The following is a 14736-nucleotide window of genomic DNA, read 5'->3' on the forward strand; positions in this document are numbered from 1 at the left end:
CGGGCGACCCCGTGACGACAGCCCCCGATGACAGCCCATGGGTCGCCGCCCTCCATCGCGGCACCCACCCGGACACCCCGGTCGGCACCGGCATCGTCATCGACACGAACCTCGTCCTCACCTGTCACCACGTGGCGTTCTCCACCGACGGCACCCTCCACGACGACCTGTATGTCGCCTTCCCGCTCGCGCCGAAGGTCACCTACTTCGACCGTCGCAAGGTCGGGCAGTGCCTGCACGACGGTAAACAGGCCGCCCACGTCGACCTGGTCCTGCTCGAACTCGTCGAGCCGGTGCCGACCACCGTGGTCCCCGCGCGGCTGCGCTGCCTCGAACCCAAGCCCCTGGTGGACCGCCCCTTCTGGGCGTTCGGGTTCCCGACCCAGGTCGTCGGCGGCACCTCGGCCACCGGCACCGTCACCGAACTCGGCGGATACGGCCACGTGATGATCGACAGCGGTGCCGGAGGCGCGTTGAGGAAGGGGTTCAGCGGCGCTGCCGTCTGGTCTCCCGAGTACCAGGCGGTGATCGGCGTCGTCGTCTCCGCCGACGGCACGGGCCGGGGACAGGCGGTCACCCTCCACCACGCCGACGAGCAGATACCCGAGATGAAGCTGGAGACGCTGTCGGCCTGGCGGATCGAGGACGCCGACGACACCGCGCTCTCCGCCTGGGGTTGGACGCTCAGCAGCGACGGTGAGGCCGGTCGGCACTGGCTGCCCCGGGCCCGTGGGGTGGCGGTCGACACCGAAGGCGGCGCCCGCTTCCGAGGACGGACCACCGCCCTCCGTCGCGTCGTCGACTGGCTCGACGGGGCGACGGCGGTCACCCGTCCACTGATCGTCACCGGGTCGCCCGGGGTCGGCAAGTCGGCGGTGCTGGGGCGGGTCGTCACCACCGCCGACCGGCAGATCTGCGCCACGCTTCCCGCCGACGACGTCGCCGTCACCGCCACGGTCGGCTCGGTCTCGTGCGCGGTACACGTCAAGGGCAAGACCGCAGACGAGGTGGCTACCGAGATCGCCCGCGCGGTCGCCGTCGACCTGCCCGCCGCCCCCGCCGACCTGGTGCCGGCGGTACGCCGACGCCTGGCCCGTCGGTCCACCCGCTTCACTCTGGTCATCGACGCGCTCGACGAGGCGGTGAACCCCGACCACGCCCGACGGATCATCGAGGAGATCCTGCTGCCGATGGGTGAGGAATGCGGCCGGTACGGGGTCCGGGTCGTGGTCGGCACCCGCCGCTCCGACGACCGTGGTGACCTGATCGCCTGTTTCGGCGACCGGGCAGAGTTGATCGACCTGGACACACCCGAGTACTTCGCCGAGTCCGACCTGGTCAACTACGCCGCGGCGACGCTGCGACTACTTGGCGCCGAGCGTCCCGCCAACCCGTACGCCCCACCCGGTGCCGCCGCACCACTCGCCCACCGCATCGCGACCCTGGCCAAGGGGAACTTCCTCGTCGCCGGTCTCGTCGCGCGGGCACACGCGTTGCGCGACATCGAGCCCGTCGACCCGGCCACCGTGTCGTTCACCGCGACCGTGGCGTACGCGCTGGACGCCTACCTGGCGGGACTTCCCGCGGCCGGCGCGACCTCGGCTCGACTGGCCCTCACCGCCCTGGCGTACGCCGAGACACCCGGGCTGCCGCTCGCCCTGTGGCAGACCGCGGTGACGGCGTTGGGCGGTGCGGTCACGCAGGCGCAGCTTCTCGCCTTCGCCCGTACCTCGGCGGCGAACTTCCTGGTCGAGACCGGCGGCGGCAGCCAGCCCGCCTACCGACTGTTCCATCAGGCGCTCAACGACGCGCTGCTCGCCGAGCGCGACGCGCGAGCGGCGCGACGCGAGGACCAACGCCGACTGGTGTCCGCGTGGGCGGACCAGGCCCACACCGACGGCTGGGCGCACGCTCCCGACTACCTGCTCCGGTCGCTGCCGCAACACGCCGCCCGGGCCGGGCTCGTGGACCGGTTGCTCCTCGACGAGGACTACCTGTTCCACGCGCACCTGGATCGGCTGCTCACGGTGGTCGACACGGAACAGCTCCCGACGGCGCCACTACCGCAGGCCAGAGCGAGGCTGTTGCAACGCACCCCGCTGGCGGTCGCGGCGGAGCCGGCCGAACGGGCCGCGCTGTTCTCGGTCGTCGACCGCCTCGACGGTCTGCGCAGCGGTGTCACCGCCGCACGGGCCCCCTATCAGGCGCGGTGGGCGCACACCCCGCCGCGCCAGGAACGCAGCGTGTTGGACGGCCATTCCCAGGCCGTCTACGACGTCGCCGCCATCGAGATCGACAACCGGCGGCTACTCGCCTCCGTCGGTGACGACGGCACCCTCCGGCTCTGGGATCCGCTGACCAACCAGGTCGAGTCGGTCTTCACCTGTCATGACGACACGGTCCGGGGCGTGTGCGCCGTCCGGACCGCCCTCGGCGAGGTGCTGATCGCCACCGCCGGGCATGACGGCACGGTGGCGCTCTGGGAGCCACGGACCGGTCATCGCCGACACGAGCTGCGCGGACACGACGACTGGGTACGCAACATCTGCGCCATCCCACTGCCGGAGGGTGACCTGCTCGCCTCGGCCGGCGACGACCGGACCGTACGCGTGTGGGACCCGGTGAGCGGCACCCAGCGGTACGAGTTGACCGGCCACGCCGGCTGGGTGACCGCGGTGACGTACGTGCCGGCCGACGGCCGCCACCTGCTCGCCTCGACCGGCTACGACGGGGTGATCCGGATCTGGGAGCCGACCGTCGACGACCGCCCGATGCTGGTCCTCACCGGTCACACCGGCTGGGTCACCACCCTCTATGCGGTGCGGTCACCCGACGGCACGCTGCTCGCCTCGGCCGGATACGACGGCACGGTGCGCCTCTGGGATCCGCTGACCGGCCGCCAGGTGCAGGTCCTGGAGACCGACGGACCCCTCACCGACCTCTGCACGGTCGAGGTCGACAGCGGGCTCCTGCTGGCGTCCACCGGCGAGGACGGACTCATCCGACTGTGGGAGGTGTCGACCTGGACCGGCCGCCCCAGCCTGCGTGGGCACGCGAGTTGGGTCCGCGCGGTGTGTGAGCTGCGCACGGCGAAGGACCGGATGCTGGCCACCGCCGGAGACGACGGCACCGTACGGCTGTGGGACCCGGCCGGCGGTCAACCCGACACGGTCGCCGACCAGGACCGGTTCGGGCCGGTCACCGCCCTCTGCCCGGTGCCTGGCACGCGAGGCGCGCTGGTCGCCTCGGGCGGTGCCGACGGCCGGGTGCGGGTCTGGGACGCCCGCACCGGCGAGCGGGTGCGGGAGTTCAGCACGTCGGGCGGGGCGGTCAACGCCCTGTGCGCCATCCCGGACGACGAGGAACCGTTGATCTTTACGGCTCAGGACGACGCCACCGTCGGGTCGTGGGGGTCGCACGACGATCAACCGACGCACGTGATGAGCGAACACCACGCCTCCGTCGCGGCGGTCTGCCCACTCGTGGTCAACGGCGAGACGGTGATCGCCTCGGCCGGCGACGACCAGGCCATCCGGCTGTGGCACCCGCACACCGGCTCGGTGCGTGGGGTTCTGCTCGGACACGTCACCCGCGCCTGGGTGACGGCCCTGACCACGGTGACCTGGCCGGGTATCGAGGCACTCGCCTCGGCCGACAAGAGCGGCACCGTGATGCTGTGGGCCGGCGGGGACAGCCCGATCTGGACCCAGCAGGGTCACCAGGACGCGGTGACCGCGCTCTGCGCCGTCCCGGTGGCTGATCGTCCGATGCTCGTCTCCGCCAGCGCAGACCATTCGATCCGGATGTGGGACGCCGAGTGGGGCCAGCCGGTGCGGTGGTTCACCGGACACACCGCAGCCGTCACCGGTCTGAGCCTCGTCCGGGTCGACGGTCGTGATCTGCTCGCCTCGACCAGCAGGGACCGTACGGTGCGGATCTGGGAACCGACGACCGGCCGGTTGGTGCGCACCATCCCCGTCTACCACCCGGCGCTCGCCTGCTGCACCGTCGAGGACACGCTGCTGGTGGGGCTTGATCAGGGACTGCTCGCACTGGCCGTCACCGGCTGACACGCGATCGGACTGGTGGGCGATACTGGGTTTGAACCAGTGACCTCTTCCGTGTCAAGGAAGCGCGCTCCCACTGCGCCAATCGCCCGTGGAGACCGCCGACACCGGAGGGTGCGGGCAGGCTACGAGCGGACGACGGGATTCGAACCCGCGACCCTCACCTTGGCAAGGTGATGCGCTACCAGCTGCGCTACGTCCGCGTACCCCGTGAAGTGCCGGGGACGCGCCCACTCTACCCGATGACAAGATCGCCCGGCCGGCCACCCCGCTTCCCCGCGTGATTGTGCCGCTCACCGTCGGGGTACAGACCCCTACGACAGCACACCGCGCCCCTGGAAGAAGGAGGCTGTCATGGGTATCGGAACCAGTGTTTTCCTGCTCGCGCTCGGCGCGATCCTCGCCTTCGCGGTCAACGCCAGCATCGGTGGTCTCGACCTGGACGTGGTCGGCTGGATCCTGATGGCCGCCGGCGTACTCGGTCTGATCATGACGACCCTGGTCTGGGGCCGCCGCCGTCAGGTGGTCACCACCGAGCAGCCGGCGGAGTACCGCCGGGTCGAGGAGCGCCGGGACGTCGCGCCGCCGCTGTGAACACGGCGTACGGCGGACTGGTCGGCGGCCGACGGAGCTGATCGGTCGTCCGGCACACGACGGTGGCGGCCACCGTGCACGGTGGCCGCCACCGTCGTGGCTAGCTCTGCCGGGTGCGGTTCAGGATGCCGTTCAGGTAGAGCCCCTCCTGGCAGGTCCCGGGCGTGGCGGCACCGACCGGGGTGCCGGGTTGGCGGCACTCGACCGTGAGCGTCACCCGCGCCCCGGCCGGTATCCGGATCGGGGTGACCGAGTGGTAGTCCTGGTTGCGGAAGTTCTCCAGGCCGTAGGTGACCACCCGCACGTCGTCGGCGGTGATGGTCAGGGTGCCGGTGTCCCCCTGCGGGTTGTCGACCAGGAAGTCCGTGAGCAGCAGGACCCGGTTGCGGGGCACGGTGTAGCTGCGCGACGCCGTGCTGCCCGGGTTGGTCCGCAGCGTCAGCGCGGTGGCGAACTGTCCGCCGCCGCCGGGGGCCGCCGCCGGCGTCGGCGAGGGGCTCGATGGCGGGACGACGGGATTCTCGGCGCGGTCCTGCGCGACGGCCTCCCGGGCCGCCTCGCCGGCAGCCTCGTTCGCGGACGCCTGCATCTCGGTCGCGGCCTGCGCCACCCGCTCGTCGGCGGCCTCCTGGGCCGCCGACTGCACCGCCGGACGCAGCAGACCGAACCAGAGCGCGAGCAGGAGCAGCAGCAACGCCAGCAGCAGCGCCAACAGTTTGAGGAGCCACCCGGAGAGGACCGGCTGCTGCACCAGCGTGCCGTCCAGCGTGATCGCCCGGCCGTCCCGGTCGGTCAGCAGCGCCCGGAACGGCAGGTGGCGCGGCGTGCCGCGCCAGAGCAGCCGCGTCGCCCGTACGCGGAGTCCGGCCTGGTACTGCTCGCCCGCGGCCAGGATCATCGCCGTCGGGCGGGCCGTGAAGCGCAGTTGCTCCGCGCCGTCGGTCGCGGCGACGGTCAACTCCTCGCCGATGTTGCCGCCGTTGACCACGGCGATCCGGTAGCGCGCACCGAGTCGGGCCCGCCGCACCTGCGGCCGGAGTTCGGCGGCCACCTCGGAGAAGGGCGCGATGGTCAGCACGCCTTCCTCGACCGTCGCGGTCTCCGGCGCCTCCGACGGCACCACCCGCACACCGTACGGCAGGTCACCGGCGCGGACCTCGGAGGAGCGCGGTGGCCGGACGGTGAGCACGACGGTCTCGACGGCCCCGGGATAGAGGGACACCCGGGGTGGCGTGAACGTCACCCACGCGTCGGGCACGCCGACGATGGTGAGGTCGTACGCTTCGACGACGTCACCCGAGTTGCGGATCGTCACCGGTATGTCGACGCTTTCTCCCGGCACGACCACCGTCGGGGTGTCCACCAGGCCCAACGAGACGCTCATGTCCGCCCACGGTAGGCGTGCGGCGACGCCTGGCGACCGTCCGGCGGGGAACCGGCACGGGCAGAACCGTTGCCCGTTAGGTCCACGTTAGGTGCACGCGAAGTCACGCTCGTCATGCTCTGCGTACCGGCGCGGCACCCGCCGTGCCGGGCCGTCCGGGCCGGACGACCGGGACGGGCGTCGAGGTGTGGGGGAGGCTGGAGATGCAGCGTGTCACGGTGAGCGTCCACGCGGAGGACCCGATCTCGCGGTCCGGGGTGGAGAGCCAACTGCGTGCCCGTCCGGACCTGTGGGTGATCGAACCGGGCCGGGAGACCTCGGAGAGCGTCTCGCTGGTGGTCGTCGACGTCCTCGACGAGTCGGCCATCCGGCTGCTGCGCCGCCTGCACCGCACCGGCCCGGCCAAACTGGTGCTGGTGCCCGCCCGGATCGACGACGCCGGGCTGTCCCAGGCGGTGGAGCACGGCGTGGTGGGCCTGGTCCGTCGCACCGAGGCGAGCGCGGAACGACTCAGTCACATCGTGCTGGCCGTGGCCCGGGGTGAGGGCGCGCTCCCGGCCGACCTGCTGGGACGGCTGATGGCCCAGATGGGGCGGTTGCAGCGGCAGGTCCTCGAACCACGCGGGCTCACCCTGCTCGGGCTGAGCACCCGGGAGGTGGACGTGCTGCGGCTGGTCGCGGACGGGCTCGACACCCGGGAGATCGCCGGCAAGCTGTCGTACTCGGAGCGGACCGTGAAGAACGTCCTGCACGACGTCACCAGTCGGCTGCAACTGCGCAACCGGGCGCACGCCGTGGCGTACGCGCTGCGCAACGGCTTGATCTGAGGCGGAGGTTGCCTCAACGGGCGGGGTGGGCTGCCCCCTCGGGTGCCCGGCTGGTCGAGGCGACCGGACGCCGCAGCACCGGAGGATGGCGGTGGCCATCCCGTACGACGTCCGCCTCGCGAGGTCCACGTGCGACGCATGATCGGATTCCCTGTCGTCCTGGCCGTGCTGCTCGTGGCCGCACCGCCGCCCACCACAGGGGTCGCCGTCGCCGCGCCCGCGCCGGCCCCGACCACACCACCCGCACCGGCTCCGAACGACCAACTGAGCCAGCGGATCGCGTACGCCGGCACCGGGCACCGCGGCGTCGGTGTCGTCACGGGCGAGGGCTCGGCGGCGACGGCGGCACCGTTCTTCGGCCCCGGCCCGGGCCACTTCGACGACGAGGTCTCGGCCCGGGGGTCGACGGTGACCTGGGTGGGTCGGCGGGACACCCGCACCACCGAGGTCTACCTGCGGCGGGGCACCGGCCCGGTGCAGCGGGTCACCGAGAACTCGGCCGACGAGTCCCGGCCGGTGCTCTCCCCCGACGGCTCCCGGATCGCGTACAGCTCCGCCGCCGGGCGGGCCGACGGCGCGCACGACGTGTTCGTGGTCGACGTGGCGGGCGGCGACAGCCGACGGGTGACCGACGGCACCGGCGACAACAGGTGGCCGACCTGGTCACCGGAGGGTACGACGCTGGCCTTCGCCGGGCAGCGCGGCGACGCCACGGTTCCGCAGATCTATCGGATCTCCGTCGACGGCGGCCCGGTCGCCCAGGTCACCACCGAGGCGACCGGTGCCGCCGAGCCGGCCTGGGACCCGAACCCGGCGCACGGCCGTCTCGCCTACACGGTCGGGCCGGCCGAACCGGCCCCCGAGGTGTGGTTGATCGCCCCGGACGGCACCGCGCGGACCCAGATGCTGCCCGGCGGTTGGCAGGCCCGGCAGCCGGCGTGGACCGCCGACGGGGCCACCGTGGCGTTCGTGAGCCGGACGTTGCCGGACGGCGGATCGGCCGGAGACGTCGACCGGCTCTACTCGGTGCTGGTGCAGGAGGACGTGTGCCAGTGCGTGGTGGTGCAACGACTCGACGAGAACCGCGACGTCAGCCATCCCACCTGGTACACCGCGCCCGGCAGCGGCACCGAGTCGCTGCTGGTCGGCCGGACCAGCGCCCTGGACCGGACCACCGCCACCCTCCAGGACATCCGGCCGGACGGGGTGGACCCGCGTGACCTGGGCGTGTCGGTGCTGCGCGAGGACCCGGGGGCGCTCGACAACTCCTTGCTGCTCTGGGAGCCGGTGGACGGTGATCCGTGGTTCGAGCGGCAGGCGTACTCACCGGACGGGCGGCAGATCGCGGTCACCCGGTTCGAGACGGTCGGCGGCGTACGGACCGAACGGTTGTGGATCGTGGACGCCGACGGGGGTCGGCCCCGGCTGCTGCCGATCGCCGGGCGGGGCAGCGGCGACCGGGAGACCGACCCGGCGTGGTCGCCGGACGGCACCCGGCTTGCCCTGGTCCGCAACTCGCCGGGCGGTGTCCCGGGGACGCGTACGCCGTCCCGGATCGAGGTGGTCGACGCCGTCGACGGGGACCTCCTGCTGGACCTGCCGGTCCCGGCCCCGCTGGCCGGACTCGACGACACCCAGCCGGCCTGGTCGCCCGACGGCACCCAGATCGCCTTCACCCGGGGCACCTACCGGGGTGAGGTGTCCACCCACATCTGGACCGCCAACGCCGGCAACGGCCTCGACCAGACCGACCTGACCGAGACGATCTGCGGTGTCGGATGCCCGGTCGTCGACGACAGCGCCGCGTTCTCCCCGGACGGCACCCGACTGGTCTTCAACCGGGAGGCCGACGGTCTGGTCCTGCTCGACCTGGACGACGGCGACTGTCGCCTGCTGCTGCCCGCCGGTGGCGGGTCCTGCGCCCTGCCGGTCCCGGACCGGGAGGACGCCCCGCACCAGCCACGTGACGTGGCCTGGTCACCGGACGGCCAGCGGCTCGCGTTCTCGGCCCGCCGTGCCGAGGGCAACAACTCACCCGAGGCACTGTGGAGCTACGACCTGGCCGCCGGCACCGTCGGCCCGCTGACCGGACACCTGCCCGGACGGCAGAAGGAGCCGAGCTGGCAGCGTCGCGTCGACGTCGCCACCTCCGTGTCGGTGCCCGCGCCCACCACCACGGTCGGCGGCCCCACCTCGTTGCGGTTCGCCGTCACCGACCAGGGGCCGACCGCCGCCGACGACGTGCAGGGCGTCCTGCGCGTACCTGCCGGGCTGTCGGTGACCGGCCTCGACACACCGGCCGGTGAGTGTGTGCTCGCCACGCTGCGCTGCGCGCTGGGTCGCCTGGAGGTGGGACGTACCGTCGAGGTCCGGGTCGACCTGGTCGGGACCGCGGCCGGCAACTTCGAGGTGGGCTGGTCGGTCGAGACCAGCCCGACCGACGCGGACCCGGCCGACAACGCCACGGCGACCACGGTCCGGGTCGTGCCCGCACCGCCGGGCAGCCCGGCCGACCCGACGATCACCGTCTCGGTCGACCCGCAGCCGGGCTACGTCGGCGGCGTCGTCACCGTCCGGTACACGGTGCGCAACGCGGGCGGGACCACCGCGACCGGCCTGCGGGTCCGCGCCGGCCTGCCCGACGGGGTACCGGCCGGCGGGCTGCTGCCCGACTGCCGGGACGACGGCTGCCCGGTGCCGGACCTCGCCCCCGGCGCCGCCGCCACGGTCGGCGGCACACTCGCCCCCGGCGCGGCCCTCGACACGATCGTCCGGGGCACCGTCTCCACCACCGGCGGCAACGCCGACCCGGACAACGACACCGCCACCGCGCGGCTGCGGGTACTCCAGCCGCGGATCGTGGCGGTGCCGGAGATCGGGCCGCCCGGCTTCGTCGCCACCATCCGGGGAATCGACTTCCCACCGCGTCAACCCGTGCGTCTGGCCTGGGACGTCGGCATCACCGCGACCGCCGCGCCGGTACGCCCGGCCGCCGACGGCACCTTCGCCGCCCAGGTGCTGGTGCTGCCGAAGGACCGGCTGGGTGAACGTCGGGCGGTGGCCACCGGCACCGGGTTCCGCCCGGTCAACACACCGTTCCTGGTGGTGCTGCCGGCCCAGCAACCCCCCGGACTGCTGCGCCGGAGCTGGTGACGACGATGGGAGCGGGCGCGTGATACACGAGATCGACGAGGCCCTGCGTGGGCTGGTCGCCACCGAGGCGCTGACGGGTAGCGGGGTGGAGGTGTCGTTCGACGCGCCCACCCGGGACTGGGCGACCCGCCGCAACGCACCGACGGTGAACCTGTTCCTCTACGACATCCGCGAGGACCGGTCCCGGTACTTCCAGGGGCGGGTCGCCGAGCGGGACGAGACCGGCCAGACGGTGGCCTGGCACGACTCGCCGCACTTCTTCGCGCTGTCCTATCTGGTCACCGCCTGGACCAACCGACCCACCGACGAGCACCGCCTGCTCGCCAGCCTGTTGGCCGGTCTGATCCGCTACGACGAGGTGCCGACCGAGCGGATGACCGGCTCGCTGGCCGCGCTCGGCCTGGCCGTACCGATGTCGGTCGCCGCGCCACCCGGCGAGGGACGGGCGCTGGCCGACGTCTGGACCGCGCTCGGCGGCGAGCTCAAACCGTCGCTGGACCTGGTGGTCACCGCCCCGGTCTCGACCCGCCGGTCGCCGGCCGCCCCGCCGGTGCGGGAGCGGACCGTCCGGGTCGGCGACATCGCCGGAACGCGGGTGAGTCGACGTACGCACACGGTGGCCGCCCCCCGCCGGGACGGCGACGGTCGGTCCCCCGGGCCGGGCGGTCTGCGGTGAGCGGGGCGGACGACACGGCGTACCTGTCGGAGCGGCTCGGGCTGGTCGCCGCGCGGGTACGCCGGGCGGTGGCCGAGCGCCGCCGGGACGACCCCGACCCGGACGACGCCTTCCGGGGGCTGTACGTGTCGGCCGACCACGCCGAACGCCTGGCCGCCGCCGAACCGGCGCCGTGGCGAAAGGAAGGGCACCCTGCTAACGCCTCGTGTATAGCAGGGGACCCCTCCTTTCATCTCGGCCCGGCGGAGCGGACCGCTGCCGACGCGGGTGAGCCGCGCCTGCTGCGGCTGGCGCGCCGCTTCGGACTCACCCCGTTGGACGTCGACGTTCTGCTGGTCGCGTTGCTGCCCGACGTCGAGTCCCGGTACGAGAAGCTGTACGGCTACCTCCACGACGACGTCAGCCGTCGCCGGGCCACCATCGGGCTGGCCCTGGAGCTGTGCGGGACGCCCGCCTCGGCGGTCGCCGGACGGTCCCGGTTCGCCGGCTCCGCTCCCCTGGTCGGCGGTGGGCTGCTGCTGGTCGAGCAGCCGGACCAGCCGTACCTGTCTCGACCACTGCGGGTGCCCGACCGGGTGGCCGGGTACCTGCTCGGTGACGACACCGTCGACGCCCGGCTCGCCGAGTTGGCCTGGCCCGTCGGGGACGACACGGCCCCGCCGTCCGACACCGCCGACCGCCTCGGCGCGGCGGTGCGGGCCGGGGTGCGCCTGGCGTACCTGCGGGAACAGCCCGGTGCTGTCGCCGACGATCTGGGGGTCGCCGCGCTGGTGTCGGCCGGTTGGGCGGTCCTCCGCCTCGACCTGGACGCGCTGGTCGTCGATCCGGCCCCGGTCGACGTGCTGGCGGTGGCGGTGCGGGAGGCCCGGCTGCGCGGCGCCGGACTGGTCGTCGGGCCGGTCCAGGCGCTCGAACCGACCGGAACGCCGGCACACGCCCGGTTGCTGCGCCGGGTCGCCGACCAACCGGTGCCGGTGCTGCTCACCGGAACCGTCGAGTGGGATCCGCACTGGAGCCGGCAGGCGCCGCTGCTGGTGACCGCCACGCCGTTGGACGAGCAGGGCCGGGCCCGGCTGTGGCGCACGGCGGGTGCCGCGCGGGCCGCCGACCGGCCCGCGGGCTGGGCCGACGGCGTGGACGCGGCCCGGGAGCTGGCGGCGTACCTGCTCGGCCCGGACCAGATCCGGCGGGCCGCGCAGGCCGCCGACCAGCTCGCGCTCTTCGAGGGCGCGGACCGGGTGGACGCCGGGCACCTGCGGGCGGGGGTACGCGGACAGAACGCCGGTGGCCTGGCCCGGCTGTCCCGGCGGATCGAACCCGGCGTCGGCTGGGCCGATCTGGTGCTGCCCGAGCAGGTGCACGACCAGTTGCGGGAGCTGGCCCTGCGGGTGCGGTACCGGGACCGGGTGCTGGGCCGGTGGCGGATGCGTCCCGGCGGCGGGCGCGGGCGCGGGGTGCTGGCGTTGTTCGCCGGTGACTCGGGCACCGGCAAGACGATGTCGGCGGAGGTGGTCGCCGCCGACCTCGGCCTGGACCTGTACGTCGTGGACCTGTCCACGGTGGTGGACAAGTACGTCGGCCAGACGGAGAAGAACCTGGAACGGATCTTCACCGAGGCGGCCGGTGTCAACGGCCTGCTGCTCTTCGACGAGGCGGACGCCATCTTCGGCAAACGGTCGGAGGTCAAGGACGCCCGTGACCGGTACGCCAACCTGGAGAGCGCCTACCTGCTGCAACGGATGGAGTCCTTCGACGGCGTCGCGGTGCTCACCACGAACCTGCGCGCCAACCTGGACGAGGCGTTCACCCGGCGGCTCGACCTGATCGTCGACTTCGCCATGCCGGACGTGGCGCAGCGGCGGGCGCTCTGGGACCGCTGCCTCGGCACCGAACTGCCCCGTGATCCCGACCTGGACCTGGACTTCTGCGCCCGCAGCTTCGAGCTGGCCGGTGGCAGCATCCGGGCCTGTGTGGTGACCGCCGCGTACCTGGCGGCCGAGGCCGGTCGGCCGGTCCGGATGGCGGACCTGGTCGGCGCGGTGCAGCGGGAGTACCGCAAGCTCGGCCGGTTGCTGCTGGAGAGCGAGTTCGGCGCGCACCAACCTCGCGGGGAGCCCGCGCGGATCCACTGACGAGAGGGCAGCGATGCGAGCACACGATCCGGCCGGCCGCGACGTCGCGGCCCGCCCCGTCACGCCGACCAGACCGGAGACCACCGGCGCCGAGCAGGTCCGGCCGGAGGCGGGTGCGGCGTCCGTCGGACCGACCGGCGTCGGACCGGGCGGTGCGGCGGCCACCATCCTGGACCTGCAACACCGGGCCGGTAACGCCGCCGCCACCTTGGCGGTGCAGCGGATGCGCTGCGCCGACCCGGACCACGGCCACGAGTCGGAGCCGGTGCAGCGGTCGGCGGTGAACCAGGTGTTGCGCTCGTCGGGCAGCCCGCTGGCCGGGCCGGTACGGCAGGACATGGAGGCCCGGCTGGGCGCGGACTTCTCCGACGTACGGCTGCACACCGGCGCGCTCGCCGAACGCTCGGCGGCGGAGGTGGACGCCCGCGCCTTCACGTCGGGATCGCACGTGGTGCTCGGCCGGGGCGGGAGCGACCGGCACACCCTGGCCCACGAACTCACGCACGTCATCCAGCAGCGCTCCGGCCCGGTCGCCGGCACGGACAACGGTCACGGCCAGCGGGTCTCCGACCCGGGTGACGCCTTCGAGCGGGCGGCCGAGGCGAACGCCCACCGGGCACTGAGCACACCGCCACCGGCGCACGACGTCCACCAGGCGCCGCAAGCGGCCATGTCAGCACCGATCGGGTCGGCGGCGGGTGCCGCGGTGCAGCGGGTCGGCGCCGACGAGCTGCACCGGGAGCCAACTGGCCCCTCGGTGCAGGTTCGCGGGCCACGCCGATCACGCTCGAACCGGCGCCCCGCCACCCAGGTGGACCAGGCGGCCTGGAACCAACTGGCCACCGCCTACCAGGCAGCCACCGAGCAGGCCCCGTACAAGGAGCGGATCCGCCTCGACACCGACCTCACCTCGCTGAGCGAGATGAGTCCACCGGGAACGGGATACCAGCTCGGCACCGCGCTTACCAACGTGGCGCAACAGGTGGGTATCACGTTGGCGGGCGGGGTCACAGGTGCCCGTAGCAACGCGGAGATGATGGAGGAGCTGGGTCGTCTTGATCCGGCCTCCCTGCCGTACTGGCAGGCCCAGGACGCCCGGGACCAACAGCTTGCCACCGACGCGGTGAACCGGGAGGCGCAGTACCAGAACGAATCCGGGCCCGAGAACGCGCAGGCCCGACGGGATGTCACGGTGGGCCTGCTACGCGGGATCCAGATGCCGGCGGCCGACGCGACGGACATGCTGCTGACCTTCAACGACGGTCTGGTCATCGGCGGAGCACACCGTGCGGAACCGTTCTTCGCCTGGGCCGCCGACCACATGGCGCGGTTGCACCAGAACGGGGTACGGACGCTCTATCTGGAGTCACTCCGGGAGGACGCGCACCAGCGCCTGGTCGACGAGTACCTCGCCGGCGGCGTGATGAGTCGGGAGCTGACCAACTTCTGCAACACCTACCAGCGGTCACACGCCGTCGACCTCGCCGGATTCCTGGCCGAGGCCCGCAGCGCGGGTATGCGGGTCAAGGGCACCGGCGGTCGGCCCGCGCGCCAGGTCGGCACGAACATCCACAATCGCGCCGTCCTGTTGAACACCTACGGTGAGCAGGTGGTCCGGCGAGACCGGGCGCAGACCGTCGCCTCGGGCGGAGATCCGGGCAAGTACCTGATGCAGGCCGGCGAGTCACACGCCGGTACACACACCAACCGCGCGCCGACCTCGGCGATCGCGGGTGGCGTGGCCCTACCCAACCGGTTCCCCGGCATCGACGAGTTGCTCGACGTGCCCGCCGTACGACTGGAGGACAACCTGGACGGCAGCAAGGGATTCCGCGCCATCTGATCCGCCACCCTCGTCGACGGGCCACAGCGCCGAGGCCGAGGGACGGCGGCCGAGGCCGCC

The 14736-nt window shown here is 73.2% G+C and carries 8 protein-coding genes and 2 tRNA genes; 7 read left to right on the forward strand and 3 right to left on the reverse strand.

Going from position 1 to position 14736, the window contains the following annotated elements; all coding sequences use genetic code 11:
• Nucleotides 1-11 precede the first annotated feature (11 nt).
• Nucleotides 12-4070 (forward strand): trypsin-like peptidase domain-containing protein, encoded by a 4059-nt coding sequence (locus ACIBMZ_RS06050; protein ID WP_396691480.1) that lies wholly within the window; start codon nucleotides 12-14, stop codon nucleotides 4068-4070.
• Nucleotides 4071-4083: 13 nt separating this feature from the next.
• Here the strand turns inward: ACIBMZ_RS06050 and ACIBMZ_RS06055 are convergent.
• Both ACIBMZ_RS06055 and ACIBMZ_RS06060 read right to left on the reverse strand, forming a co-directional pair.
• Nucleotides 4084-4158 (reverse strand) — tRNA-Val (locus tag ACIBMZ_RS06055).
• A gap of 39 nt (nucleotides 4159-4197) precedes the next feature.
• Nucleotides 4198-4270, reverse strand: a tRNA-Gly gene (locus ACIBMZ_RS06060).
• Nucleotides 4271-4421: 151 nt separating this feature from the next.
• Between ACIBMZ_RS06060 and ACIBMZ_RS06065 the strand changes: the two genes are divergently transcribed.
• Nucleotides 4422-4661 carry a DUF6458 family protein gene (locus tag ACIBMZ_RS06065; protein WP_396691481.1) on the forward strand — a complete coding sequence of 80 codons (240 nt, stop codon included), beginning with the start codon at nucleotides 4422-4424 and terminating at the stop codon, nucleotides 4659-4661.
• A 100-nt stretch (nucleotides 4662-4761) separates the two neighbouring features.
• Here ACIBMZ_RS06065 and ACIBMZ_RS06070 read toward each other — a convergent pair whose 3' ends face one another.
• Nucleotides 4762-6045 carry a hypothetical protein gene (locus tag ACIBMZ_RS06070; RefSeq protein ID WP_396691482.1) on the reverse strand — a complete coding sequence of 428 codons (1284 nt, stop codon included), beginning with the start codon at nucleotides 6043-6045 and terminating at the stop codon, nucleotides 4762-4764.
• 218 nt (nucleotides 6046-6263) lie between these two features.
• On the opposite strand from ACIBMZ_RS06070, the gene ACIBMZ_RS06075 reads away from it, so the two are divergent.
• The 5 genes from ACIBMZ_RS06075 (at nucleotide 6264) to ACIBMZ_RS06095 (ending at nucleotide 14676) form a co-directional block, all read left to right on the forward strand.
• Nucleotides 6264-6872, forward strand: coding sequence for a LuxR C-terminal-related transcriptional regulator (locus ACIBMZ_RS06075; RefSeq protein WP_396691483.1), 609 nt, complete (start codon nucleotides 6264-6266; stop codon nucleotides 6870-6872).
• Nucleotides 6873-7010: 138 nt separating this feature from the next.
• A complete protein-coding gene (locus ACIBMZ_RS06080) occupies nucleotides 7011-10025 on the forward strand; it encodes a hypothetical protein (protein ID WP_396691484.1) in 3015 nt (1004 codons plus the stop codon).
• 19 nt (nucleotides 10026-10044) lie between these two features.
• Complete coding sequence (locus tag ACIBMZ_RS06085) at nucleotides 10045-10701, forward strand: DUF4255 domain-containing protein (RefSeq protein WP_396691485.1); 657 nt, start codon at nucleotides 10045-10047, stop codon at nucleotides 10699-10701.
• A complete protein-coding gene (locus ACIBMZ_RS06090; protein WP_396691486.1) occupies nucleotides 10698-12833 on the forward strand; it encodes an ATP-binding protein in 2136 nt (711 codons plus the stop codon). The genes ACIBMZ_RS06085 and ACIBMZ_RS06090 overlap by 4 nt, the downstream gene beginning before the upstream one ends.
• A gap of 13 nt (nucleotides 12834-12846) precedes the next feature.
• Nucleotides 12847-14676: a DUF4157 domain-containing protein gene (locus tag ACIBMZ_RS06095; protein ID WP_396691487.1), complete on the forward strand. Its 1830-nt coding sequence runs from the start codon at nucleotides 12847-12849 to the stop codon at nucleotides 14674-14676.
• Nucleotides 14677-14736 lie beyond the last annotated feature (60 nt).

The organism is Micromonospora sp. NPDC049900 (assembly GCF_044461025.1).
Classification (GTDB): Bacteria; Actinomycetota; Actinomycetes; order Mycobacteriales; family Micromonosporaceae; genus Micromonospora.

What these genes read in the sequence shown, in the direction of transcription:
- ACIBMZ_RS06095 (WP_396691487.1), top strand. Translation starts at nt 12,847, where the DNA reads ATGCGAGCACACGATCCGGCCGGCCGCGACGTCGCGGCCCGCCCCGTC.
- ACIBMZ_RS06070 (WP_396691482.1), bottom strand. Translation starts at nt 6,045, where the DNA reads ATGAGCGTCTCGTTGGGCCTGGTGGACACCCCGACGGTGGTCGTGCCG.
- ACIBMZ_RS06080 (WP_396691484.1), top strand. Translation starts at nt 7,011, where the DNA reads ATGATCGGATTCCCTGTCGTCCTGGCCGTGCTGCTCGTGGCCGCACCG.
- ACIBMZ_RS06065 (WP_396691481.1), top strand. Translation starts at nt 4,422, where the DNA reads ATGGGTATCGGAACCAGTGTTTTCCTGCTCGCGCTCGGCGCGATCCTC.